A 20,815-nucleotide genomic window follows, 5' to 3' on the forward strand; every position below is an offset into this window, starting at 1 on the left:
CCTGAACCCACCTTTTACCTCCTGACCCAACCGGTGAACATGGCCTGCAGTTTTGCCGGATCCTCAGTCAGAACAAGGTAAATATGGAGCGGGACAGTACCCAGGAACCATAATGTGCCCAGGAAGTGATAAAACCGCACCTTTTGAATAGTGACAGGATATGGGAGTACATATCCGAAATTGCTAGAATACAGGATCAGGCCGGTAATAAACATAAATATAAAAATAAAAAACCAGGAACTATAAATAAGCCTCTGCCCGGCATTATATTTGCCGTGAACAGGGGGGTTTTTTTCCATAAAAAAGTAGTACTTCAGCAATCCCTTGAAATCAACGGCATCCTGCCTCCTGAACCTGATATCCCGGTAAGCCCCTGTCACCAGATGGTGGTATACCCAGGCAAGAAATATTCCAGATTGCAAAATACCGGCGGTCATCTGCATAAAGACAGCGATATCCATATCATAAACATCCCCAAGGTCGACCGGGTAGGATATATAAAGTCCCGATATCAACAGGAATGTCACAGTAATAACTGAACTCCAGTGAAAGAGCCTGGTGAGCCGGGACTGGATATAAACCTTTTGAGGCAACTTTAATCACCCTCATTTTTACATTATTTGCAGGCTCTGCCTGCTGCCGTCTATTTTTATCAGGTGCACGGCACACGCCAGACAGGGGTCAAAGGAGCGGGCCACCCGCCCTATTTCAATTGGGTTATCGGCATCAGCTATCGGAGTTCCCACCAAGGCCTCCTCAAGGGGGCCTCTCATTCCGGCGCCATCCCTTGGTGAGCAGTACCAGGCTGAAGGTGTGACAATTTGGTAATGAAGGATTTTGTTTCCCTTAAACCTTACCCAGTGAGCCAGCGCCCCTCTCATGGCGCCTGTATAGCCCACCCCTTCCACTTCCCGGTCCGGCATTTCATATGGCCGGTAAATGGGTTTACCCGGTTCAAGCTGTTTCAGCCACTCTTTCATCATATTGCCAACGATTTTGGCCTCAATGACCCGGGCCATAATTCTGTCCATTGTAGAAATGCCTCTGCGGTATTCCCCTTTCATCCACAGGTGGGCAATGGGACCTGTCTCAAAAGGCTTACCGGTATACCTCGGGGCCTTGACCCACGAATAAGCGCCCTCCTTTTCAGGTTCAGGATTAGTTTCCTCTTCAGCAGGATGTTTGGGACTATCCTGGACAAACCACGAATAGTGTACATGTTCCCTGATTAGTTCCGGATTAAATTTTTCTATCCTGCCACCGCTATATACACCGAAGGGCGTCACATATTCGCTGTTTTTTCCGGGAACCTGAAAATTGCCATATGCCAGGAGATTCTCATAACCACGACCGATTTCAAAATAATCATCATATTTCCGGGCCACCAGTTGGGCATCAGGAAGCGCCCTTTCATGAATAAATTCCAATACAGTATCAAGTGAGCCCATAAAATTCTGAATCCTGTCAATAGTCGGCGGAGTAGTAACGCCACCCGGGATTATGCCGTGCTGGTGCGGCACTTTACCGCCAAAAATAGTCACCATTTCATGGGTAAGCCGGGCAATATCAAAATGCTGCCGATAACTATCGATCACCCGGTCGGTCTCCTGTCCGTTTAGCCGGTAATCGCTTTCATATCTCGGTATAAAAGGCGGCTGCTCCGGCCCCCTTATAAAATCCAAAACCGTCAGCAGATAAAAATGCCTGAGGTGGTTTTGCAGCAGGTCTGCCCCAAAACTAAGATTTCTTAATAAAACTGCATTTGACGGAATTTCTATTTTCAGGGCATCTTCCATAGCATGGGACGCTGCAATGGCGTGAGCAGTTGAGCAGATGCCACAGATGCGCTCCGTTAGGTAAGCAGCATCCCTGGGGTCCCTTCCCTTAAGGATTTCCTCAAAGCCCCTGAAAAAAATGCCGCTGCTGCGAGCATCAGTTACGCGTCCGTTATCCACATCCACTTCCAGGTTCCAAAAGCCGTTTATCCGGGTTACCGGACTGATACGGATTAATTTTGCCAAACGCTCACCTTCTTTTCCCTTTTTTTCCGTGCAGCCGATACCTTCCGAGGTTAATTTCTTTGATTGTTCCTTCAGGGACGAAGACTACTTCCCGTGTCTTGTCCTCCGAGTGTTTTCTGATATCACGTTTTACTCCTCCACTCTTGGGACGGGTTCCGTCTATCAGGGTTGTGCCCAGCCTCCCGGTTGCCACAGAGGCCGTGAGGTGTATCCCTATCCCTGCTGCAGTTATGGCTGCAATGCCTTTTCCGATTTTATCGGTTGTGGTCCTCAGCCCCAGTACATTCAAATCAGGCAGGTGTGCATAAAAAGGGGACATACCATCCGGAAAATCAGGGCTGACACAGCCAATACACGGTGTGTTGGCTTCAACCGGCCAGCTGTTATGCTCACCAATCCACTGCCTGGTGGGACAGTCAACAAAAGTTACCGGTCCTTTACAGCCAATTTTATAAGTACATTTCTCTTCACCGGGGTGTGTGGCAAACTCACCGTTGTCAAAGTGCTGCCTCCGGGGACACCAGTCATGTATCCGCCTGCCAAAGAAGATCTTGGGCCTGTTAAATGTATCTAATTCCGGAATTCCATAAAGAAGCAAATGGGTCAGGGTTCCCAATGCCCAATCCGGGTGTACCGGACAGCCGGGGACATTTATTACCTGGTTGTCTACAACCTTATGAACCGGAACAGACCCCGACGGATTCGGGTAGGCGGCATACGGACCGCCAAAGGAAGCACAGGTTCCTACTGCCATTACATATTTTGCCTTGGCAGCAGTGAACCTGATGGCCTCAAGGTCGGTGAATATACTGCCATCGGCATGATGCCCGATGGCTCCATACCTGCCCCCGGCCTTTAACGGCACAGTTCCTTCTGCAATCAGAATAAATTCTCCCTGTTCCCGTTCCACTGTCTCCTTAAGATGCTTAATCGCCATATCACCTTCAGCAGCCATGGTGGTGTTACTATAGCAGAGGTCAATTGTGTCAAACAAAAGCTCCCGCATACCGGGACGCAGGGTATTGGCCACGGAAAGGAAATCACCCGTGCAGGTCATCATCTCAAGCCAGATTACCGGCGGCTTCTTTCTCCCTGCAAAGGCCTCAGCTAAATGTGGGATCACGAAATCAGACAACTGAAGGGCTGCCGTGGTTGCCATGGCCGTTTTGAGGAACTGCCGCCTTGTAAGCAATTAATTTTCCCCCTCCCGTTTTCTTTTTATACTTTCCCTTTTTAAAAGAAAAAATGCGGGAACCGTTAACGCGCCCGCTTTTTTTCAGCCCTCATCTTCTTAGCAGCTCTCATGAACAGGTTATAAATCTCAAGCCTGTTATTAATGTCTTTCAAATTCTGGCTTTGGTTCATAATTCATCCTCCCAGCAACGGTTATTATATCTAAAGTATATCCACAGGTTCCGGTAGATAAACTCATTATGAATACCACCCCCCAAAAAATAATCACCGCATTCGTAATATTAAACCAAGTGCTTTAGCGGCCTCAAACCAAAGGAGAAGAAGAATGATACAGCTTGATATTGTCGAGCGACTTCAAAAAGAACTTAAATATGTAAACAGTATGGTCAGGGAAATAAGCGGAAAGGCAATGACACTTTCTAAAAGTGGGATAAAGGTTGTTCATGGTAAAAAAACAGCTCCCCGGTCACTTGCCGATTCTGTTCACATGTTCAGTGGAAAGGTCCGGGAACATCAGACAGCACTAATAATGTTACAGGAAAAGGTCGACCACCTTTATGACCTGGTAACCATCTATAACCAAAATGAGCAGGATAACTCTGCTGATTGATAAGGCAGCGGCTCAAGGACATTAGGAAATCCTTGCCTATAAGTAGGGAATGTTAAATCAAGCAAGATAGGGAACTATCTTGCTTTTGACTTAAAGGAGAAAATAGGTGGATTAGGCAGTACTGTAGACCGCCTTTGCAGGCATTAACGCCACAAAACGAGTTATGCAATCTGTGAACCTATAGGATAATCGCAATATCCCTGCCGCATTTGCGGCATTTTTGGTTTTCCAGACCTGTTTCCATAGCTCTGTAACCCCGGCGGTCAATGATTAATGCCCCACACTCCGGGCAATATGTGCTGGAGGCCTCTGAGCCGGGAACATTGCCGAGGTAAACATAATTCAGTTTCCGCAGCGCTTCATCTCTGGCCTCCTCCATAACATATAAAGGTGTGGGAGGCAATTGCATTTTATAATTGGGAAAATAGCGTGAAAGATGCAGGGGGATGTCTTTGTTAATTCCAGCCAGCCAGTCAGCCAACCGGCTGATTTCCTCCTTCGAATCATTTAAACCGGTCACCAGAAGAGTGGTAATCTCAACATGACAATAGGCGCTGGCAGTCTCAACAGCCCGCAGGACCGGATGTAGTTCTCCCACACACGTTTCATTGTAGTAACTGTCCGAAAAACCCTTGACATCAATATTCATGGCATCAATAAAGGGCAGGATTTTCTTCAGGGGTTCAGGATTGATAAAACCATTTGTCACCAGCACGTTTTTGAGCCCACTGTCTCTGGCCAGTTTCGCTGTATCATATACATATTCATACCACATAAAAGGCTCGGAATACGTATAGGCGATTCCTATAGAATTACTGCCGCCATCTTCCTCAGCGGCAGCGGCAGCAAGCTGTTCAGGCAAAAAAGTTACCGATGGCGGGTCACCGTGGGCAATACTCCAGTTCTGACAGAAACCGCAGCGCAGGTTGCACCCAAAGGTGCCCACCGAAAAGATGTGCGCTCCGGGATAGAAATGGTACAGCGGCTTCTTTTCTATAGGATCAATACTGTGTGCTGAAACCTGAGCGTAATTAGCAGTATATAGCACTCCCCCGTCATTTTGCCTCACCCGGCAGAAACCCCTTTTCCCGTCAGCAATAACACACTTCTGAGGGCACAGAAGGCACAGTACCCTGTCATTGCCAATACCCTCCCAAAACATTGCCTGATTCATATTGACCCTCCTAATAATATCTGACAACTTCGAAACGCTGTAGCTGAACCGGCTCGTCAGGTCCAATACCCGCTTTTTGCCTGGCTATACTAACCTGCTGCTCCACTGTATCAATCCCCTCAAGGTTTGGCAGCAGCAGGCCTGACCTTCTGCCGCTGCGTACTATAACCCCATAACGCCTGACATCAAGCTGGCTCATGTTATTTATGGGCTCAGCAGGTTTTAAGACATCTACCGAATATACCAGCTCATCAAGTTCACCCGGCTCCACCGGTTCAAACCTGGGGTCTCCGGTTCCGGCGCTGATGGCATTATTAATAATTTCAAAGCCGATGTTATCAGTTGTCGGCATTATTGTCCCAATACAGCCCCTGAGCTGGCCGTGTTTCTTGAGAGATACAAAAACCCCGGCTTTTTCTTCCAGTACAGGACTGCTCCCGGTATCAGGATATATTTTCTTCCCTTCCCTTACATATCTCTCCAGAGCCATTCTGGCAAGGCTAACCAATTCACTTTCTCCCGCACGTTGTGCTCCAATTTTTTCTGCCCGCTCGTTAAATATACTCTCCAAGAGGCTTTCAGATTCCCCTCCCAAAGGTTTCAGTACCGCCACCATGTAGCCAACTCCGAACGGCCCTTCATATGACAATACTTCGGTATCCACCTTTACTCCATCTGCAGCCCCAAGCATCATGATAATTGAACGCAGACCGCATTCACCGGCAGCCTCAGCTAATTCCAGGTCGATGTTGAGGATACCTCTGAAGTCTTTCTTTGCGAGAAGGTCAACAACTGCCCGGTCAAAAACAGCCCCTTTTTCAGAATAGCCTGCAGTAGCATCCGGGGTCAGGCGGTGACTCATGTCGCCGCTGGCAATCAGAGCCGCCTTTTTCCCATGTCTGGTACATGCATCCTTGATGGCGGCCCCGAAAGCATATAATTCCTCAAAAGGCAGCATACTCATGGAAACTGGCACAACCGGGAGATCAACTCCGGCTCTGTTAAGAAAATACATAGGCACAAGCACACCATGGTCAAGCCTTGTTGTAATTCCGTACTCACCTGCCAAGTAATCATCTATAGCAAGTGCCGCAATTCCTCTTTTTCCGGCCTGTTGGATTATTTCGTTCACCAGAACCGGATCATTACTATACTTAAAATTCAGGTCAGCTCTAAATTGCTTTAAGTCCCCTGATGTGGTAACACTTCCGGTTATAGCCACCCCGTCAGAGAAAACAGCGCCATGAGGGGAAATTATGATAACTATCTCAGCCCCGCTCTCGATTATCTGTGAGGCAAATTTCTGCATGGCTGTAAACGTCCGGTCAACCTTCTTCGAGTCTGCTCCCCCCACCTCCGGCAGCAGTATCGGAGGATGGGGCGCTACGCCGTAAAAAACTATGTTACTCAACAGTGCACCCCCTTTAGTCATATTTTAGCCTTCCATTTTTATTATTATCCAACATGTGGTATTTCTATAGCCTGTTGGAAATTCCTTCATTTTAGTGGCATAGGCCATCCTATAGACCGCATATTGTTAAAAGAAAAGATAGTTAGGAGGAATACATTTGCGCCTGGTCTATATAAAAGCACTCCGGGTAAAAAAAATCGGCCTCTTGGTCGTGGCAGCAGCTCTAACTGTGACTCTTGGCCTGGGTTCCGTTATGTCGCTTAATCAGGCAGCCCCAGCAACCTCATGGGCAATCGCCAACCGCCTGATTATAGTTGACCCCGGCCATGGCGGGATCGACCCCGGGGCTGTTGGCTTTAATGGACTGCTGGAAAAAGAAATTGTACTCAAAACAGGAAATCACCTAAAAAAAATCCTGAACCAGGCTGGGGCAAATGTCATTATGACCAGAACCACAGATACTGAACTGAACAGGCGGAAGCGTGAGGACCTGGCCCTGAGAGTGGATATAGCTAATAAGAAAAATGCAGACCTATATATTAGTATCCATGTCAACTCTTTCCCTTCCTCCAGGTGGCGGGGGGCCCAGACCTTTTACCAGAAAAACCAGCCCGAAAGTAAAAAACTGGCTGAAGCAATTCAGTCAGAACTAATCGGGGTCATGAAAAATACAACCCGAAAGGCAAAACCCGAGGATTACTACACCACCCGAAATACAAAGATGCCTGCGGTTATTGTAGAAATTGGCTTTATTTCCAATCCCGCGGAAGCAAAACTGATGGTTAAAAATGAATACCAGCGTAAGCTTGCTTATGCAATTTATGCCGGTATCGCTAACTACTATGCCGAAAAAGCAGGTGAAGCGCCTCAGGGCGGACAATAATCAATCTCCTTATTATCAAAGGAGTGCCTGTCATCAGGCACTCCTTTGATAATTTATTCTTTCTTTTCCTCTGCTGCGGGCGGTGCAGGTGCCTGGAACCAGTGACAGGTATTACAATATGTACCTGTTACATTGGCGCCGGGCTGATTCTTATCATGGCACGCAAAGCAGTTTGGCAGGCCTTTCTCATTAGCCATCTGCGGGTGTTTACCCATCCATTGGGAATCGTGATTAGTTGGCCGTTTCAGGTGACAGCCGTAGCAATAACTGTTTGCCCTTGCAAAGTCAGCAATTTGATCTCCTGTGGAAGGAGTTGCAAATTTCTGGCTCTCTTTATCATAGTGGCACTTACTACAGTTATCAACATCCTGACGACCGGCCTTGCCGTGAATACTGCCCCACTGAGGATTCTCGTGTGAAGGCAGGGTTGCTCTGTCAGGCCAGTAGTGGCAGGCAGAACACTTTGTAGTTACACTGCGGGATTCATGGCATTTAATACAAACAAACATGTTAGGACGACGCTGTACACCAGGTGCAGCCTTGTTGGCCATCTGTGGGCTCCACTGGTTATAATCAGCAAATTCTGCTCTCGTAGTAACCTTACGTTCTGCGATATTCCCGTGAGTAGTAAACCTATGGCATTCGAGACATGAAATCTTAGCTGCAGCGTGCTTGGAGTGAGGTGCAATCAAGTCAGGAAGCAGTGTAGCATCCCTGTTCTCCATAGCGTGACAGCTTTGGCATGCCTCGTCACTGACAGTAGTATTCCGCAGTGCAATCGGCTTCTGGAATGACTTACCATCATGAGCTGCCTTATTCTGAGTCGGGTTATACCCCTCGTGGCACTCCAGACAGTCAACCTTGGCATGGACCGAAGTCTGCCATGTAGCGATTTCAGGCCACATTTCGTGACACTCTGTACATTGGGTTTGGGCTATGGTAGTATTATTAACCTTAGCCGGAGCCCCCTTGTCCTCACCGGAAGTATTTTTTGCCCCCGTAGAAGTACCCGCCGGGGCAGTTTTCTCACCGGAAGTCGGAGCAGTTTTGGGCCCGCAGCCCACAACCATAAAAGCTAAGATCACAAGCAGTGCAGTGAACAATGTTGCTGTCTTTAGGGACCACTTATGCAGTCTTTCCCTATTCATTTTTCTTTTTCCCCTCCTTTCTACCAAAATATATAAAAGTCCTAATTTAAATTATTCTATTAAAACAGTTATATTCCTCTTTTGGTTGCACAGTTTCTCTAGTTATTTTTAATGAAATTTCTGATATTTCTACTGTGATGGATAGCACTACATCGTGTCCTCCTGCTTACATCAAGCTGCTCTCGCAATTTGGACAAAAGAGACATACTAAAAGGGAAGGTAATAAATACCTTCCCTTAAAACCGGCGTAATTTCCAGTCCCCTTATTAACGCTTGGAAAACTGAGGAGCTCTCCGCGCTTTTCTGAGACCATATTTTTTTCTTTCTTTCATCCTCGGGTCTCTGGTCAGGAACCCGGCTTTTTTCAATGCGGAACGCAAATTGGGATCAGCCTTGATTAAAGCCCTGGCAATACCTAAACGCATAGCCCCTGCCTGACCCGTTGTGCCGCCTCCCTCAACCTTTGCCAGAATATCATACTGAGCAAGGGTGTTAGTCAGATTAAGCGGCTGCTTAACAATCATTTCAAGGGTCTTCTTACCAAAATATGCATCCAAGGGCCTGCTATTTACTATTAATTTACCTTCACCAGGCAACAGCCTTACGCGTGCAATCGCGTTCTTCCTGCGGCCTGTTCCCTGAAATTGAACCTGTGCCAATGTTTATTCCTCCTTCCATCCGTTAAACTCTTCTATCCGTTAACTCTTCCAATCCATGTAGACAGTTAAACTGCAAAATCCCATTTTTCCGGAAGCTGAGCTGCATGTGGATGTTCCGAACCACTGTAAACCTTAAGCTTACGTCCCTGGGCACGTCCCAGCCGATTATGTGGCAGCATGCCTTTTACCGCCTTTTCAATCGCACGTTCCGGCTTTTCTTTGAGCAGACGCTCGTATGACATAGTCTTTAAGCCACCGGGATAACCTGAATGGCGAACATATTGCTTCTGCTGCAGCTTTTTACCTGTAAGCTGAACCTTTTCTGCATTGATTACAATAACAAAATCTCCGGTATCAACATGCGGAGTGAAGATTGGCTTATGCTTGCCCCGCAAAACCCGGGCGATTTCAGTGGCAACCCGTCCCAGCGGCTTGCCTTCAGCGTCTATCACGTACCAGTTTTTCTTTATCTCATCTGGCTTAGCCATATAAGTACTCAATTTTGTTCCCTCCTTACCTATGAATCTAATATTGCCATAAATATAGTAAAATGTTACTTTATGAGCCGCTGCCATCTACCACTGGTCGCAGCATTCAATAATCCGGGGCAGTGGATTATTTAGTTATAAAGTCACGCATATATTTTATTACAAAAAGTAGTCAAATGTCAAGCAAAACGGTTTCAAAAAAGACTGTGCAGTCGTGCCAAAAGCGCCCACCTGCGGTGCAGCTTCCTGAGCCGGCCTGGCACATATGAATATTCTTCCAAAGCCTTAAGGAACATTTCATTTGCCTTCTGCTTATCACCTGTTTTTTTGTACACCATACCCATCCGGTATAAATTTTCAGTATTGGCAAAATTGGCAAAAGAACCGGCTAGCTGCTTAAATTTTTCGGACCGTGATCCTTTATGAGTTAGTTCATATCTGGTCAAATAAATGTACAGGAGCCCGTGCCCCACCCGCGGGTCAAGTTCCAGCGCCTTTTCCAGCGCTTCCTTTCCCTGATCCTCCTGCTGCAATTCCATATATGTCATTCCGAGGTAAAGATACAGTCTTGGAGAATTGGTTACTTTTTCAAGGGCTTTATTCAGATATTCCAGAGCGCTGTTATAACTTTTCTTTTCAAAATAGATACTCCCCAGTTCCTGTGCAGCATTGGCATCAGCAGGGTTAATCCGCAAAACCCCGCGGAGCTGTTGAATGCGGCTGTTCCGCCTGAAGGGGGCCAGGAAATCAGGCAGGAAACCAATATATGCCCGGTCCATAAAGGCATAAATCAAAAAAATAATGACCAGCGCCAGCAGCGGGCTTCGCGTCAAAAATGACAACAAAAAGTATAATCCCAGACCTTTGAACAATGCTATCACCCTACCAATATAATTTACCATATACAACTATTTTATCATACCTTTACTGTAACTGTTATCCAAAATTTCCATTTAAGTTTTATCGGAATTGATTTTTTTTCGGCAATTTTTGCAGTTTTTACGTGTCACAAACAGGGTATTGTCAAATTATGTCGAATAATTGGTTAAAACAAAGAGGGGGCTTGATTATGTCTTACATTTCTTGGGATGACAAATTTATTACCGGTATCAGGCTTATTGATGACCAGCATAAGGCCCTGGTCCAGTTAATCAATAACCTGCATGATGCTATGATGATCGGAAAGGGAAAACAGGCTGTTTCCAAAGTAATCCAGGAGCTGGTAGATTATACAGTATCTCATTTTTCCACAGAGGAAAAATTCATGATCAAGTACAGCTATCCATGGATGCTGCCCCATAGGTCAGAACATAAAAAATTTGTGGACAAGGTTTCTGAGTTTCAGAAGGGATATAATGAAGGCAAAATGTCCCTTTCAATTGAAATTATGAATTTCCTAAAGGACTGGCTGGTAAACCACATTCAGAGTACTGACAAAAAACTGGGGCCTTTTTTAAGTGAAAAAGGATTAAATTAAAGCTTATTTTTCCGAGGTGTGTTATGCGAAAGATAAATATAACTAACATTCAAGTTGGTTCACGAATATCTAAAACCATATATAATTCCAAGGGGCAGGTTCTTCTAAGCGCTGGCACAGTCCTCACCGGCCGCTATGTAAAACGTTTAATAGAACTCGGCTTTACCTCCATTTTCGTGGATGACGGTTTGATTGATGACATTAGTCTTGATGAGGTCATTTCTGAGGAAACCAGGGTACAGGCAGTTAACTGCATCCGAGGCATTATGCAAAATGTTGCGAAGAACGATGTTGTTCATACAGCTCCGGTTGGCAAAGCAGTAGATTGTATAATTGACGACCTGATGAAAAACAGGGAAATGATGCTCAACTTATCCGATATCCGTTCTTATGATGATTACACTTTCAGCCATTCGGTAAATGTAACTGTGATTTCCGTCGTTATCGGCATATGTCTCCATTACCGCAAGGACCGGCTCAAAGACCTTGGCATGGGTGTGCTCCTCCATGACATAGGCAAAACTCAGATACCTCCGGATATTATAAACAAGCCGGGGAAATTAACAGATGAAGAATACGAAATTGTAAAAAAACACACCTGGCTCGGATTTGAAACCCTGAGAAAAAGCCCTGGGATCAAACTCACCTCAGCCCATGTAGCCTTACAGCACCACGAACGCCACGATGGTTCGGGCTACCCTAGAAGGCTAAAAGGTGACCAAATCATTGAATTTGCCCGTATCAGTGCCATCGCAGATGTTTATGATGCCATGACAAGTGACCGCTGTTACCGGAAATCAATCCCTGTCCACAAGGTCTGCCAGTATCTTGCCGAGAACTCAAGGGAACAGTTTGACAGCCGCATCCTGGACCGTTTTATTGAGAAAGTGGCCCTCTATCCCCAAGGCACCAGAGTTACCCTTAATGATGGCAGGTCTGGAATTGTCACTAAACAAAACAACGGTATCCCCACCAGGCCGGTAGTACGCCTTTTCTGGACTAATAAAGGGCATCTCCCCAAGCCTTTGAACGTTAATCTTGCCGAACATCTGGAACTGGCAATTGAGGATATCCTTGATCAGTAGAACCAGGCAATTCTATTCCGTTCTCGAACAGCCATGCTGTCCCAGGATGTCCGCCATCAGCCGGTATTCCCCTGCTCCATATCCTACAGGCCGTATTCTGTCCAGGTCAGGCCTGCCTTTTTCATCCAGCACATTTTCATCGAAATGTACCGCCAGAACTTCAGCTATGAACACATCATGACTACCGAGACTGATGACCTGCCTGACCCTGCATTCCATATTAACCGGACATTCGTTAATTAAGGGAGGTTTTACGTGGGCAGCCGGTATCGGGTTCAGGTGTTTTTCCTTGAACTTGTCAACTGTCCTGCCGGATACGGTGCCACAGTAATCCACTACCCTGATCCAATCAGATGAAGGTATATTAATAACATACTCGCCGGATTCTTTTATCAAGCTGTATGAATGCCTTGAAGGCTGTACTCCTATATATACCATCGGTGGTGAACTGTTCATAATCCCCGTCCACGCAATAGTAATAATATTTGGGGCGCTGTCACCAGACTGGCAGGTTACCAGCACCGCAGGGACAGGAAAGAGTATGGTGGATGCCTGTTTGGTAACTTTATTTATGGTAATCATCCCCTAATTTTAGATTTAAGTTAATTATATACAGTATGCCGGGAATTTATGAGATGACTGTTTACACGCCCTATAATGACCTGCACTAAAACTCACAGGACTTAACAGTCCGGGGAAACGGAATCACGTCCCTGATGTTAGTTATACCCGTTAGATACATGATAGCCCTTTCAAAGCCCAGCCCAAACCCCGCATGCTTTACCCCGCCATATTTTCTTAAGTCCAGATACCACCACAAATCTTTGTTGTTAATATTAAGCTCCCGGATTCTCTGTTCCAATACATCTGCCCTTTCCTCTCTCTGGCTGCCGCCAATCAGTTCTCCCACGCCGGGAACCAATAAGTCCATAGCGGAAACGGTTTTTCCGTCCTCATTAAGTCTCATATAAAATGCTTTAATCTCTTTGGGGTAATCGGTAACAAAAACCGGCTTCTGATATATTTTTTCTGTCAGGTATCTTTCGTGCTCTGTCTGCAAGTCATTACCCCAAGCAACGGGATATTCAAATTGCTCTCCCGATTTCTTCAAAACTTCCACAGCCTCAGTATATGTCATATGTGCAAATTCCGTGTTAACGATGTTTCGCAGTTTTTCTCTGATGCCCTTTTCAACATATTCATTAAAAAAGTCCATTTCTTCTGTGGCATTTTCCAGCACATATCTGATAACATATTTCAGCATATCCTCTGCAAGTCTCATATCATCCTGCAGGTCTGCAAAGGCGATTTCAGGCTCTATCATCCAGAATTCAGCCGCATGTCTTGCTGTATTTGAGTTCTCTGCCCTGAAGGTCGGGCCAAAGGTGTATACATCTCTGAAGGCAAGGGCAAATACTTCTGCCTCCAACTGACCGCTCACGGTAAGGTTTGTCCTCCTGCCAAAAAAATCCGCAGAGAAATCCACCCTGCCTTCCTCTATAAGCTTCGGATTCCCTGGGTCAAGTGTAGATACCCGGAACATTTCTCCCGCACCTTCAGCATCATTTGCAGTAATTATGGGTGAATGCACATAAACAAACCCTTTTTCATTAAAGAACTTGTGAATGGCATAGGCAGCAAGGGATCTTACCCGAAACACTGCGGTAAAGAGATTGGTCCTCGGGCGCAGGTGGGCTACCTCTCTTAAAAATTCCCTGGTATGCCGCTTAGGCTGGATAGGATAGTCCTCCGGCGAATCTCCCTCCAGAATTATTTCCTTGGCCTTAATTTCAAAGGACTGTTTTGCCTGTGGAGTTTCAAGCAAGATACCCCTGATTATAACAGCGGAACCAACCCTTAATTTCGCCGCGTCCTCAAAATTGGGAATCATATCCTTTTCATAGACTACCTGTATCGTATTGAAGTGTGTCCCATCATTTAAGGAGATAAAACCAAAGGATTTCTGGTCACGATTGCTTCTGATCCAACCGCTGACTTCCACTTCTTTATTGCTGTATCTTGCGGTGTCCCGCACCAGCTGTCTGATAACTGTTTTTTCCATACCTGATTCCCCTTATTATGTAATTTTTAAGCCTCCCGGCAGTGACCGTTGGTTAATATGGTGATGTGTTGTACCGATTTTCCGCACTGCCGCCGGAGAAATCTAACCTTGTTCCTGGCGAAGTATGGGAACACCGCCAATTCGCCATCCGTGGCTCAGTGGCGGCGCGGGCCGTCCATGGCCCGCGTCCCATACTTCGCTTAGCGGAACTGCGGTAATGTTTCTCACGGCGGCAGTACAAAGAAAATCTTGTACAACACATCACCACATTCCATCGCGTCCACTTCCGGGAGGCTGAAATATTAAAAAAATGGTCACGTAATATTATAACCACTATGTAAGGCAGTATTGCAGTATCACATCGAATAAACAGTTTATTCAGCTTTGCCTGAAATGATGTTCAATCTGCAGCTTATTTCAACTTTCCCAGGTTTTCCATATATCCGGCTGATAGCCGACTGTGGCGAGTTTCCCATTGCGTACTATTGGAGTTATATAGAGTCCGGGATTATTTAAAAGGATGTCTTCCCTGACACTCGACCCAATAATGCGATCCATGTTCAGTTTCTTGTAATCCCTTGCCAAACTGTCAATCAAGCTGTCTAACCCCACAGCCGACCGGACACTCTGCAGTTCTCCCTTGCTAAGTCCCCGTTCGGCCAAGTCAATAAAATGATATTTGATCCTTCGTTCTTTAAAATAGCGTTCCGCTTTTTTAGTTGCAAAACATCTCTTAGTACCAAAAATCTGTATGTTCATAAGCTCACTCCTCACGCCGGCCCTAGTACTTCACTTCCAACAAACACAGCCCATGAGGCGGCACTGTCGGCCCTGCCTCCTCGCGCCGGCCGGAATTGACAAAATTCCGTACTTCGGCCGGTGTCAGCTTGCCTTTGCCCACATAAAGCAGTGTCCCTGTGATAATCCGGACCATGTTATATAAAAAGCCATTAGCCTCAACTGTTATATATAGATGAGGCGGCATATATTCAATATCAAGCCTGGACACATTCCTGACGGACGTTTTGGCATGCGACCCGGCAGCCCTGAAGGCGGTAAAATCATGTTCTCCCACAATATACCCGGCCGCTGCCCTCATTTTTTCTATATCCAGTCCCTGGGGCACATAATAGCTGTAACGCCTTTCAAAGGCCGAAGGAGTGCGTGAATTATAAATATGATACCGGTACACCTTGGAACGGGCTGAAAACTGGGCATGAAAGGACGGAGCGGCCTCCTGAGCATCTTTTGCCGCGATATCCTCAGGCAGCAGACTGTTCATGGCAAAAGGCAGTCTATCTGCAGGTATCCGGCAGTCTGTAATAAAATTGATGACCTGTCCCCGGGCATGGACCCCGGCATCTGTCCTGCCGGACCCATTCACAGTAACTGGATGCTTAACAAGCAAGCCCAGAGCTTCCTCCAGGGATTTCTGGACTGTGGGCAGGTTATCTGTCTGTCTCTGAAAGCCATGATAGTTTGTTCCGTCATATTCCACCAGTACTCTGATATTCCTCACTGCTATGGACACCCTTTCAGAAATACTTATACATTATAAATGCACCCGTGATAGTGACAGTCAATGCCAGTACCAAAAAATCTACCGGCCTGAATTCCAGTTTATGTAAACTGCTTCTATGCATACCGACTACATAGCCCCTTGACTCCATGGCCATGGCCAGTTCGTCGGCCTTACGGAAGGAACTGACAAACAGCGGCACCAAAAGGGCTGTCATATACTTAGCCCTTTTTTGCAGATGCCAACTCTCAAAATCAGCCCCTCGCGATTTCTGTGCTTTGATTATTTTATCTGTTTCCTCCCAAAAAGTCGGAATAAACCTCAGAGCAATATTTATCATCATGGCGAGCTCACTGGCAGGAAGCCCGATACGCTGAAACGGTTTCATCAGCCGTTCCAGTCCGTCAGTCATCCGAACCGGTGAGGTAACCAGAGTCACCAGTGATGAGAGGAGAATCAGATACATAATTTTAACACCCAGGAAAAGGCCATTTTCCAATCCTGTTCGGGAGACAGGAACCGGTCCGATGCTGAACATGGTTTCCCCTGGAGTGAAGAACATATTCAAGACCAGGGTAATCACAATTAAAAAAATACCCGGCTTCATAACCTTGAGGAAACTTCCGGCAACCCCTCCGATTATGTATAATACCAGGATAAACAAGCCATATGCCGCAAATTCAGCCGGGTTCTCCACAACAAATACCAACCAGAGCAGTATTGCCGACACGATTATTTTGGTTCTGGGGTCAAGCCTGTGCAGCAATGAACTTCCCGGGACATATTGTCCGATAACAATACCTTCCATAAAGCACCACACCCTGATTATAGTTATTTCATTACCAGTTTAATCATAGTTATTTCCTTACCAGTTTGATTATTGTTTTTCTTTAAGCAGTCTGATTATTTCTTCCCTGATTTCATCCAGGGTGACAGGCTGTCCCCTTACCTCAAGACCCCTCCCCCTCAGTTCCCTGGATATTACTGCTGCCGGTGGGATATCAAGGCCCATTTCCGACATAATCGGGTCAGCCAGTACATCACGCGTTTTTCCTGTAATGACTGCTTCACCGTTATTTAAAACAACCAGCCGGTCAGCCAGGTGGGCTATTTCTGTGATTTCATGGGTCACCCAGATTACGGTTATCCCATGGTCCCGGTTCAAACGAGTAATAGTCCCGATCAGAAGCTGTCTTCCCGAAGTATCAAGTCCTGCCGTTGGTTCATCAAGAACAATAACCTCAGGTGATGCCGCCAGCACTCCTGCCAGAGCAACTCTTCTCTTCTCACCACCGCTCAGTTCATAGGGCTGGCGGTTTTTATACCGTTCATAACCCAAGCCCACAGTATCCATAGCTCTCTGGACCAGTTCCGTGATTTCGTCCTGAGGATAACCATAATTCTCCGGACCGTAGGCAACTTCTTCATAGACGCTAGCCCCAAAAAGCTGGTGCTCAGGGTACTGAAAAACCAACCCGACTTTCCGCCTGGCTTCTCTGAGGCTGGCAGCAGATGAGTGGATGTTTTTGTCATCCAGCAGAACCTCCCCCGAATCCGGCTTCAGGAGGCCGTTTAAATGCTGCAGCAGGGTCGATTTGCCTGACCCGGTAGGTCCCATAACGGCAAGCCACTCTCCCCTGGCAGCCCGCAAATCAATGCCTTTAATGGCCTGCCTGGCAAACGGAGTACCTTTTGAGTATTTATAGCTGACATTCTTTATTTCTATAGACATATAAAGTCCACCAGTTCTTCTAAAGAATTAATGTTCGCCGGTAATCTGATACCCTGTTCCTTTAGTGAATTAACCAGTTGATGCACCGGCGGCGCCTCAAGGCCTGTGAAGCGGAGACTTTCCTTATCGGCAAAAAGCTGTTCGGGGTTCCCCTCAAATACAATTTTGCCGCGTGCCATAGCCATTATCCGGCTGCTGTAAATTGTTTCACTCATATCGTGAGTCACATAGATAACTGTAATATTGTGACGAGTGTTTAAGTCTCTGACCGCTGACAGGACTTCCTGCTTACTCCCGGGATCCAGCATTGAGGTCGGTTCATCAAGGACTATACACTCCGGACGCATGGCTAGCACCCCGGCGATGGCAACCTTCTGTTTTTGCCCCCCTGATAACCTGTGTGGCGGATAATTGCGGTATTCCTCCATACCCACCTGTTCTAAGGCCCAGTCAACCCTCTCCCTGATCTCGGTACGGGGCAGGCACAAGTTCTCACACCCAAAGGCGACGTCCTCTTCCACAACCGACGCAAATAACTGGGTATCCGGATTCTGAAAAACCATTCCTATTTTTCTCCTTATTGCAGAGAGGTGGTCTCTTTTGTCAGTATCCAGACCATCTACTGAGACACTTCCCATACTTGGCAGTAAAAGTCCGTTTATCAGCCTGATCAATGTCGATTTGCCACAGCCGTTAGGGCCTACCAGAGCTAAAAATTCTCCTTTGTTGATATCCAGACTTATCTCGGAGAGCACATGACTCCCGGCGCTTTGAAAATTATCTTCCTTTTCCTTGGAGTACCAAAAGCTGACATCGCTGAACCTGATAAAAGAACCCATATACTCACCACACTATATGTTATATATTCAATCATATATCAATCATTATATTTGGCGCAGCCGAAAATATTAATTTAAAAAAACAGAAGCCAGGAATTGTTTACATAAATTTTAGTAAACCATCCTGACCTCGCTCATGTTCTAATTATACAAGTTCCAGTATCACCATTTCAGCAGCGTCACCGCGGCGCTGGCCAACCTTGATTGTTCTGGTATAGCCACCCTGCCGGTCGGCATATTTAGTTGCCAGTACATCAAACAATTTTTTGACAACATCCTCATCATAGATAAATTGCATTGCCTGTCTGCGGGCATGTAAGTCGCCGCGTTTAGCCAGGGTAATCATTTTCTCCGTGACACGGCTTACAGACCTGGCACGGGCTGCTGTAGTCTGGACTCTTTCTTCACGAAGCAAGGAAGTAACCATGTTACGCACCAGGGCCTTCCTGTGATCGGTGGGCAGGCCCAGTTTGGGAAATGCCATTTTGTTTCCCCCCTCCTGTCTTATTCTTCAGATTCCTTCAGGGAAAGACCGAGTTCATGCATCTTGTTAATAACCTCTTCAAGGGACTTCTTGCCAAGGTTACGGACCTTGATCATGTCCTCTTCAGTACGCTGTGTCAATTCTTCAACTGTATTTATTCCCGCTCTCTTGAGGCAGTTATAAGACCTAACTGATAAGTCAAGTTCCTCAATAGTCATTTCAAGTATCTTATCTTTTTCTTCTTCTTCTTTTTCTACCATTATTTCTACATCATTAACTGTCTCAGTCAGACCAATAAACTGGCGCAGATACTCACTCAGTATCTTGGCTGAAAGGCTGGTAGCCTCATCAGGTCTAATGCTGCCATTTGTCCATACTTCCAGGGTAAGCTTGTCATAGTCGGTAATCTGCCCCACCCTGGTATCCTCTATATGGTAATTTACTTTGCGCACCGGAGTAAAAGCAGAATCTATCGGAATAACGCCGATAACATGATCCTCCTTTTTGTTCTTTTCCGCAGGGACATAGCCCCTGCCCTTGGCAGCAGTAATCTCCATATACAACCGGCCTTCAGATATAGTGGCAATCTTAAGCTCCGGATTAAGTATCTCCACATCTGCATCTGTGATTATGTCACCTGCAGTAACTACTCCCGGTTCTTCTGTTTCAATCCGAAGCACCCGTTCCTCGTCAGTATGCATTTTTATACAGAGACCCTTCAGATTAAGGATTATATCTGTTACATCCTCAACAACTCCCGGTACTGTGGAAAACTCATGTAAAACACTGTCAATCCTCACTGAGGTAACCGCTGCTCCCGGTAATGAAGACAACAGGATACGCCTCAGAGAGTTACCCAGTGTTATGCCATAACCTCTCTCCAAAGGTTCAACCACAAACTTACCATAATCATCAATCAGTTCCACACACTCTATTTTGGGCTTTTCGATCTCCAACATAAGTGACCCTCCTTCTCGAGACTTGAAACTTTGGTTGATTACCTGGAGTACAGCTCTACAATAAGGTGTTCCTCAATAGGCATATCAATTTCTTCCCGAGAAGGAATAGCAACCACCTTTCCTGTAAACTGGTCGGCAGATACCTCGAGCCATGCTGGCGGGGTTTTTCTTGCCGCCTGTTCCGCCAGTTCCTTAACTCTATTGACCTCACGGCTTTTTTCACGAACTTCGACTACATCTCCAACCTTTACCAGAAACGAAGGTATATTAACCTTTCTGCCGTTTACGGTAAAGTGGCCATGACGAACCAGCTGCCTGGCCTCAGTGCGTGAACCTGCATAGCCTAAACGGTAAACAACATTGTCAAGCCGTCTTTCCAGCAGTCTGAGAAGGTTTTCACCGGTAACCCCCTTCTGCCGTTCAGCTTTTTCAAAGTAGTTGCGGAATTGGGTCTCCAGAATACCGTAAATCCGGCGGGCCTTCTGTTTTTCCCTGAGCTGAATACCATACTCAGAAACCTTTTTCCTGCTCTGCCCGTGTTCACCCGGAGCATAGCCTCTCCTATCAATAGCACATTTATTGGTATAGCACCTGTCACCTTTAAGATATAATTTAGCGCCTTCCCTGCGGCATAATCTGCAAACAGGTCCATTGTATCTAGCCATCCTGTGTCAACACCTCCTAAACTCTTCTTCTCTTTGGCGGACGGCAGCCGTTATGGGGAATAGGGGTAACGTCTTTAATCATGTTGACTTCCAGACCTGCGGCCTGAATAGCCCTGATAGCTGCTTCCCTTCCGGCGCCCGGCCCTTTAACAAAAACCTCTATTTCCTTCATACCGTGGTCCATAGCCTCTTTGGCAGCAGATTCTGCCGCCATCTGGGCAGCAAACGGAGTGCTCTTTCTGGAACCTTTAAATCCCTGCGTTCCCGCACTGGACCATGATACACAATTCCCGTTGGTGTCTGCAATAGTGATTATGGTATTATTAAAAGTGGACTTGATATGGGCCACACCACGTTCAACATTCTTCCGTTCCTTACGTTTAGTTCTAACTCTACGAGCCATCC

24 protein-coding genes are annotated in these 20,815 nt (G+C 46.3%); 4 read left to right on the plus strand and 20 right to left on the minus strand.

Annotation, left to right across the window (positions count from 1 at the left end; all coding sequences use genetic code 11):
* Positions 1-14: 14 nt before the first annotated feature.
* The 3 genes from Ga0451573_RS11565 to Ga0451573_RS11575 are packed head-to-tail and all read right to left on the minus strand — an operon-like array spanning position 15 to position 3,213.
* Positions 15-593 carry a cytochrome b/b6 domain-containing protein gene (locus Ga0451573_RS11565; RefSeq protein ID WP_231684293.1) on the minus strand — a complete coding sequence of 193 codons (579 nt, stop codon included), beginning with the start codon at positions 591-593 and terminating at the stop codon, positions 15-17.
* Between the two features lie 18 nt (positions 594-611).
* Positions 612-2,021, minus strand: coding sequence for a nickel-dependent hydrogenase large subunit (locus Ga0451573_RS11570; protein ID WP_231684294.1), 1,410 nt, complete (start codon positions 2,019-2,021; stop codon positions 612-614).
* Between the two features lie 4 nt (positions 2,022-2,025).
* Positions 2,026-3,213 (minus strand): hydrogenase small subunit, encoded by a 1,188-nt coding sequence (locus tag Ga0451573_RS11575; RefSeq protein WP_231684295.1) that lies wholly within the window; start codon positions 3,211-3,213, stop codon positions 2,026-2,028.
* A 327-nt stretch (positions 3,214-3,540) separates the two neighbouring features.
* Here Ga0451573_RS11575 and Ga0451573_RS11580 point away from each other — a divergent pair, with 327 nt between their 5' ends.
* A complete protein-coding gene (locus Ga0451573_RS11580) occupies positions 3,541-3,825 on the plus strand; it encodes a hypothetical protein (protein WP_231684296.1) in 285 nt (94 codons plus the stop codon).
* Between the two features lie 178 nt (positions 3,826-4,003).
* On the opposite strand, the gene amrS is transcribed toward Ga0451573_RS11580, so the two are convergent.
* Complete coding sequence (amrS, locus tag Ga0451573_RS11585) at positions 4,004-4,999, minus strand: AmmeMemoRadiSam system radical SAM enzyme (RefSeq protein ID WP_231684297.1); 996 nt, start codon at positions 4,997-4,999, stop codon at positions 4,004-4,006.
* A gap of 10 nt (positions 5,000-5,009) precedes the next feature.
* Positions 5,010-6,410, minus strand: coding sequence for an AmmeMemoRadiSam system protein A (gene amrA / locus Ga0451573_RS11590; protein ID WP_231684298.1), 1,401 nt, complete (start codon positions 6,408-6,410; stop codon positions 5,010-5,012).
* 157 nt (positions 6,411-6,567) lie between these two features.
* Between amrA and cwlD the strand changes: the two genes are divergently transcribed.
* Positions 6,568-7,293 (plus strand): N-acetylmuramoyl-L-alanine amidase CwlD, encoded by a 726-nt coding sequence (gene cwlD / locus Ga0451573_RS11595; RefSeq protein WP_231684299.1) that lies wholly within the window; start codon positions 6,568-6,570, stop codon positions 7,291-7,293.
* 53 nt (positions 7,294-7,346) lie between these two features.
* Here cwlD and Ga0451573_RS11600 read toward each other — a convergent pair whose 3' ends face one another.
* From Ga0451573_RS11600 to Ga0451573_RS11615, 4 genes are all read right to left on the minus strand, one after another.
* Positions 7,347-8,441, minus strand: coding sequence for a hypothetical protein (locus Ga0451573_RS11600; RefSeq protein WP_231684300.1), 1,095 nt, complete (start codon positions 8,439-8,441; stop codon positions 7,347-7,349).
* A 266-nt stretch (positions 8,442-8,707) separates the two neighbouring features.
* Positions 8,708-9,100 (minus strand): 30S ribosomal protein S9, encoded by a 393-nt coding sequence (gene rpsI / locus Ga0451573_RS11605; RefSeq protein ID WP_231684301.1) that lies wholly within the window; start codon positions 9,098-9,100, stop codon positions 8,708-8,710.
* 65 nt (positions 9,101-9,165) lie between these two features.
* Positions 9,166-9,588 (minus strand): 50S ribosomal protein L13, encoded by a 423-nt coding sequence (gene rplM / locus Ga0451573_RS11610; protein ID WP_231684383.1) that lies wholly within the window; start codon positions 9,586-9,588, stop codon positions 9,166-9,168.
* Between the two features lie 194 nt (positions 9,589-9,782).
* Positions 9,783-10,460: a tetratricopeptide repeat protein gene (locus Ga0451573_RS11615; RefSeq protein WP_231684302.1), complete on the minus strand. Its 678-nt coding sequence runs from the start codon at positions 10,458-10,460 to the stop codon at positions 9,783-9,785.
* Between the two features lie 197 nt (positions 10,461-10,657).
* Here Ga0451573_RS11615 and Ga0451573_RS11620 point away from each other — a divergent pair, with 197 nt between their 5' ends.
* Positions 10,658-11,065, plus strand: a complete 408-nt coding sequence (locus Ga0451573_RS11620; RefSeq protein ID WP_231684303.1) for a bacteriohemerythrin — start codon at positions 10,658-10,660, stop codon at positions 11,063-11,065.
* A 23-nt stretch (positions 11,066-11,088) separates the two neighbouring features.
* A complete protein-coding gene (locus Ga0451573_RS11625; RefSeq protein ID WP_231684304.1) occupies positions 11,089-12,150 on the plus strand; it encodes an HD-GYP domain-containing protein in 1,062 nt (353 codons plus the stop codon).
* 12 nt (positions 12,151-12,162) lie between these two features.
* Here Ga0451573_RS11625 and Ga0451573_RS11630 read toward each other — a convergent pair whose 3' ends face one another.
* From Ga0451573_RS11630 to rpsK, 11 genes are all read right to left on the minus strand, one after another.
* Positions 12,163-12,732 (minus strand): flavin reductase family protein, encoded by a 570-nt coding sequence (locus tag Ga0451573_RS11630; RefSeq protein WP_231684305.1) that lies wholly within the window; start codon positions 12,730-12,732, stop codon positions 12,163-12,165.
* Positions 12,733-12,817: 85 nt separating this feature from the next.
* Positions 12,818-14,212, minus strand: a complete 1,395-nt coding sequence (gene asnS / locus Ga0451573_RS11635; RefSeq protein WP_231684306.1) for an asparagine--tRNA ligase — start codon at positions 14,210-14,212, stop codon at positions 12,818-12,820.
* 417 nt (positions 14,213-14,629) lie between these two features.
* On the minus strand, positions 14,630-14,971 hold the full coding sequence (locus tag Ga0451573_RS11640) for an arsenate reductase family protein (RefSeq protein ID WP_231684307.1): 342 nt from the start codon (positions 14,969-14,971) through the stop codon (positions 14,630-14,632).
* A 22-nt stretch (positions 14,972-14,993) separates the two neighbouring features.
* Positions 14,994-15,731: a tRNA pseudouridine(38-40) synthase TruA gene (gene truA / locus Ga0451573_RS11645; RefSeq protein WP_231684308.1), complete on the minus strand. Its 738-nt coding sequence runs from the start codon at positions 15,729-15,731 to the stop codon at positions 14,994-14,996.
* Between the two features lie 16 nt (positions 15,732-15,747).
* Positions 15,748-16,539, minus strand: coding sequence for an energy-coupling factor transporter transmembrane component T family protein (locus Ga0451573_RS11650; RefSeq protein ID WP_231684309.1), 792 nt, complete (start codon positions 16,537-16,539; stop codon positions 15,748-15,750).
* A gap of 69 nt (positions 16,540-16,608) precedes the next feature.
* A complete protein-coding gene (locus Ga0451573_RS11655; RefSeq protein WP_231684310.1) occupies positions 16,609-17,463 on the minus strand; it encodes an energy-coupling factor transporter ATPase in 855 nt (284 codons plus the stop codon).
* Positions 17,454-18,302 (minus strand): energy-coupling factor transporter ATPase, encoded by an 849-nt coding sequence (locus tag Ga0451573_RS11660; RefSeq protein WP_231684311.1) that lies wholly within the window; start codon positions 18,300-18,302, stop codon positions 17,454-17,456. Before Ga0451573_RS11660 ends, Ga0451573_RS11655 begins: the two co-directional genes overlap by 10 nt.
* Positions 18,303-18,447: 145 nt before the next feature.
* Positions 18,448-18,786 (minus strand): 50S ribosomal protein L17, encoded by a 339-nt coding sequence (rplQ, locus tag Ga0451573_RS11665; RefSeq protein ID WP_231684312.1) that lies wholly within the window; start codon positions 18,784-18,786, stop codon positions 18,448-18,450.
* Positions 18,787-18,806: 20 nt separating this feature from the next.
* Positions 18,807-19,745 (minus strand): DNA-directed RNA polymerase subunit alpha, encoded by a 939-nt coding sequence (locus tag Ga0451573_RS11670; RefSeq protein WP_231684313.1) that lies wholly within the window; start codon positions 19,743-19,745, stop codon positions 18,807-18,809.
* 38 nt (positions 19,746-19,783) lie between these two features.
* Positions 19,784-20,410 (minus strand): 30S ribosomal protein S4, encoded by a 627-nt coding sequence (gene rpsD, locus Ga0451573_RS11675; protein ID WP_231684314.1) that lies wholly within the window; start codon positions 20,408-20,410, stop codon positions 19,784-19,786.
* A 16-nt stretch (positions 20,411-20,426) separates the two neighbouring features.
* Entirely contained in the window at positions 20,427-20,813 is a 387-nt protein-coding gene (gene rpsK / locus Ga0451573_RS11680; RefSeq protein ID WP_231684315.1) for a 30S ribosomal protein S11, read from the minus strand.
* Between the last annotated feature and the right edge of the window lie 2 nt (positions 20,814-20,815).

Origin of the sequence: Phosphitispora fastidiosa (assembly GCF_019008365.1) — a bacterium.
In the GTDB taxonomy this organism is placed as follows: Bacteria; Bacillota; Thermincolia; order Thermincolales; family UBA2595; genus Phosphitispora; species Phosphitispora fastidiosa.

Bases quoted from the DNA above. Each gene is read 5' to 3' on its own strand.
- Ga0451573_RS11580 (WP_231684296.1), top strand. From the start codon at position 3,541: ATGATACAGCTTGATATTGTCGAGCGACTTCAAAAAGAACTTAAATAT.
- amrS (WP_231684297.1), bottom strand. From the start codon at position 4,999: ATGAATCAGGCAATGTTTTGGGAGGGTATTGGCAATGACAGGGTACTG.
- Ga0451573_RS11600 (WP_231684300.1), bottom strand. From the start codon at position 8,441: ATGAATAGGGAAAGACTGCATAAGTGGTCCCTAAAGACAGCAACATTG.
- rplM (WP_231684383.1), bottom strand. From the start codon at position 9,588: ATGGCTAAGCCAGATGAGATAAAGAAAAACTGGTACGTGATAGACGCT.
- Ga0451573_RS11620 (WP_231684303.1), top strand. From the start codon at position 10,658: ATGTCTTACATTTCTTGGGATGACAAATTTATTACCGGTATCAGGCTT.
- Ga0451573_RS11625 (WP_231684304.1), top strand. From the start codon at position 11,089: ATGCGAAAGATAAATATAACTAACATTCAAGTTGGTTCACGAATATCT.
- Ga0451573_RS11630 (WP_231684305.1), bottom strand. From the start codon at position 12,732: ATGATTACCATAAATAAAGTTACCAAACAGGCATCCACCATACTCTTT.
- asnS (WP_231684306.1), bottom strand. From the start codon at position 14,212: ATGGAAAAAACAGTTATCAGACAGCTGGTGCGGGACACCGCAAGATAC.
- Ga0451573_RS11640 (WP_231684307.1), bottom strand. From the start codon at position 14,971: ATGAACATACAGATTTTTGGTACTAAGAGATGTTTTGCAACTAAAAAA.
- Ga0451573_RS11650 (WP_231684309.1), bottom strand. From the start codon at position 16,539: ATGGAAGGTATTGTTATCGGACAATATGTCCCGGGAAGTTCATTGCTG.
- Ga0451573_RS11655 (WP_231684310.1), bottom strand. From the start codon at position 17,463: ATGTCTATAGAAATAAAGAATGTCAGCTATAAATACTCAAAAGGTACT.
- Ga0451573_RS11660 (WP_231684311.1), bottom strand. From the start codon at position 18,302: ATGGGTTCTTTTATCAGGTTCAGCGATGTCAGCTTTTGGTACTCCAAG.
- rplQ (WP_231684312.1), bottom strand. From the start codon at position 18,786: ATGGCATTTCCCAAACTGGGCCTGCCCACCGATCACAGGAAGGCCCTG.
- Ga0451573_RS11670 (WP_231684313.1), bottom strand. From the start codon at position 19,745: ATGTTGGAGATCGAAAAGCCCAAAATAGAGTGTGTGGAACTGATTGAT.
- rpsD (WP_231684314.1), bottom strand. From the start codon at position 20,410: ATGGCTAGATACAATGGACCTGTTTGCAGATTATGCCGCAGGGAAGGC.
- rpsK (WP_231684315.1), bottom strand. From the start codon at position 20,813: ATGGCTCGTAGAGTTAGAACTAAACGTAAGGAACGGAAGAATGTTGAA.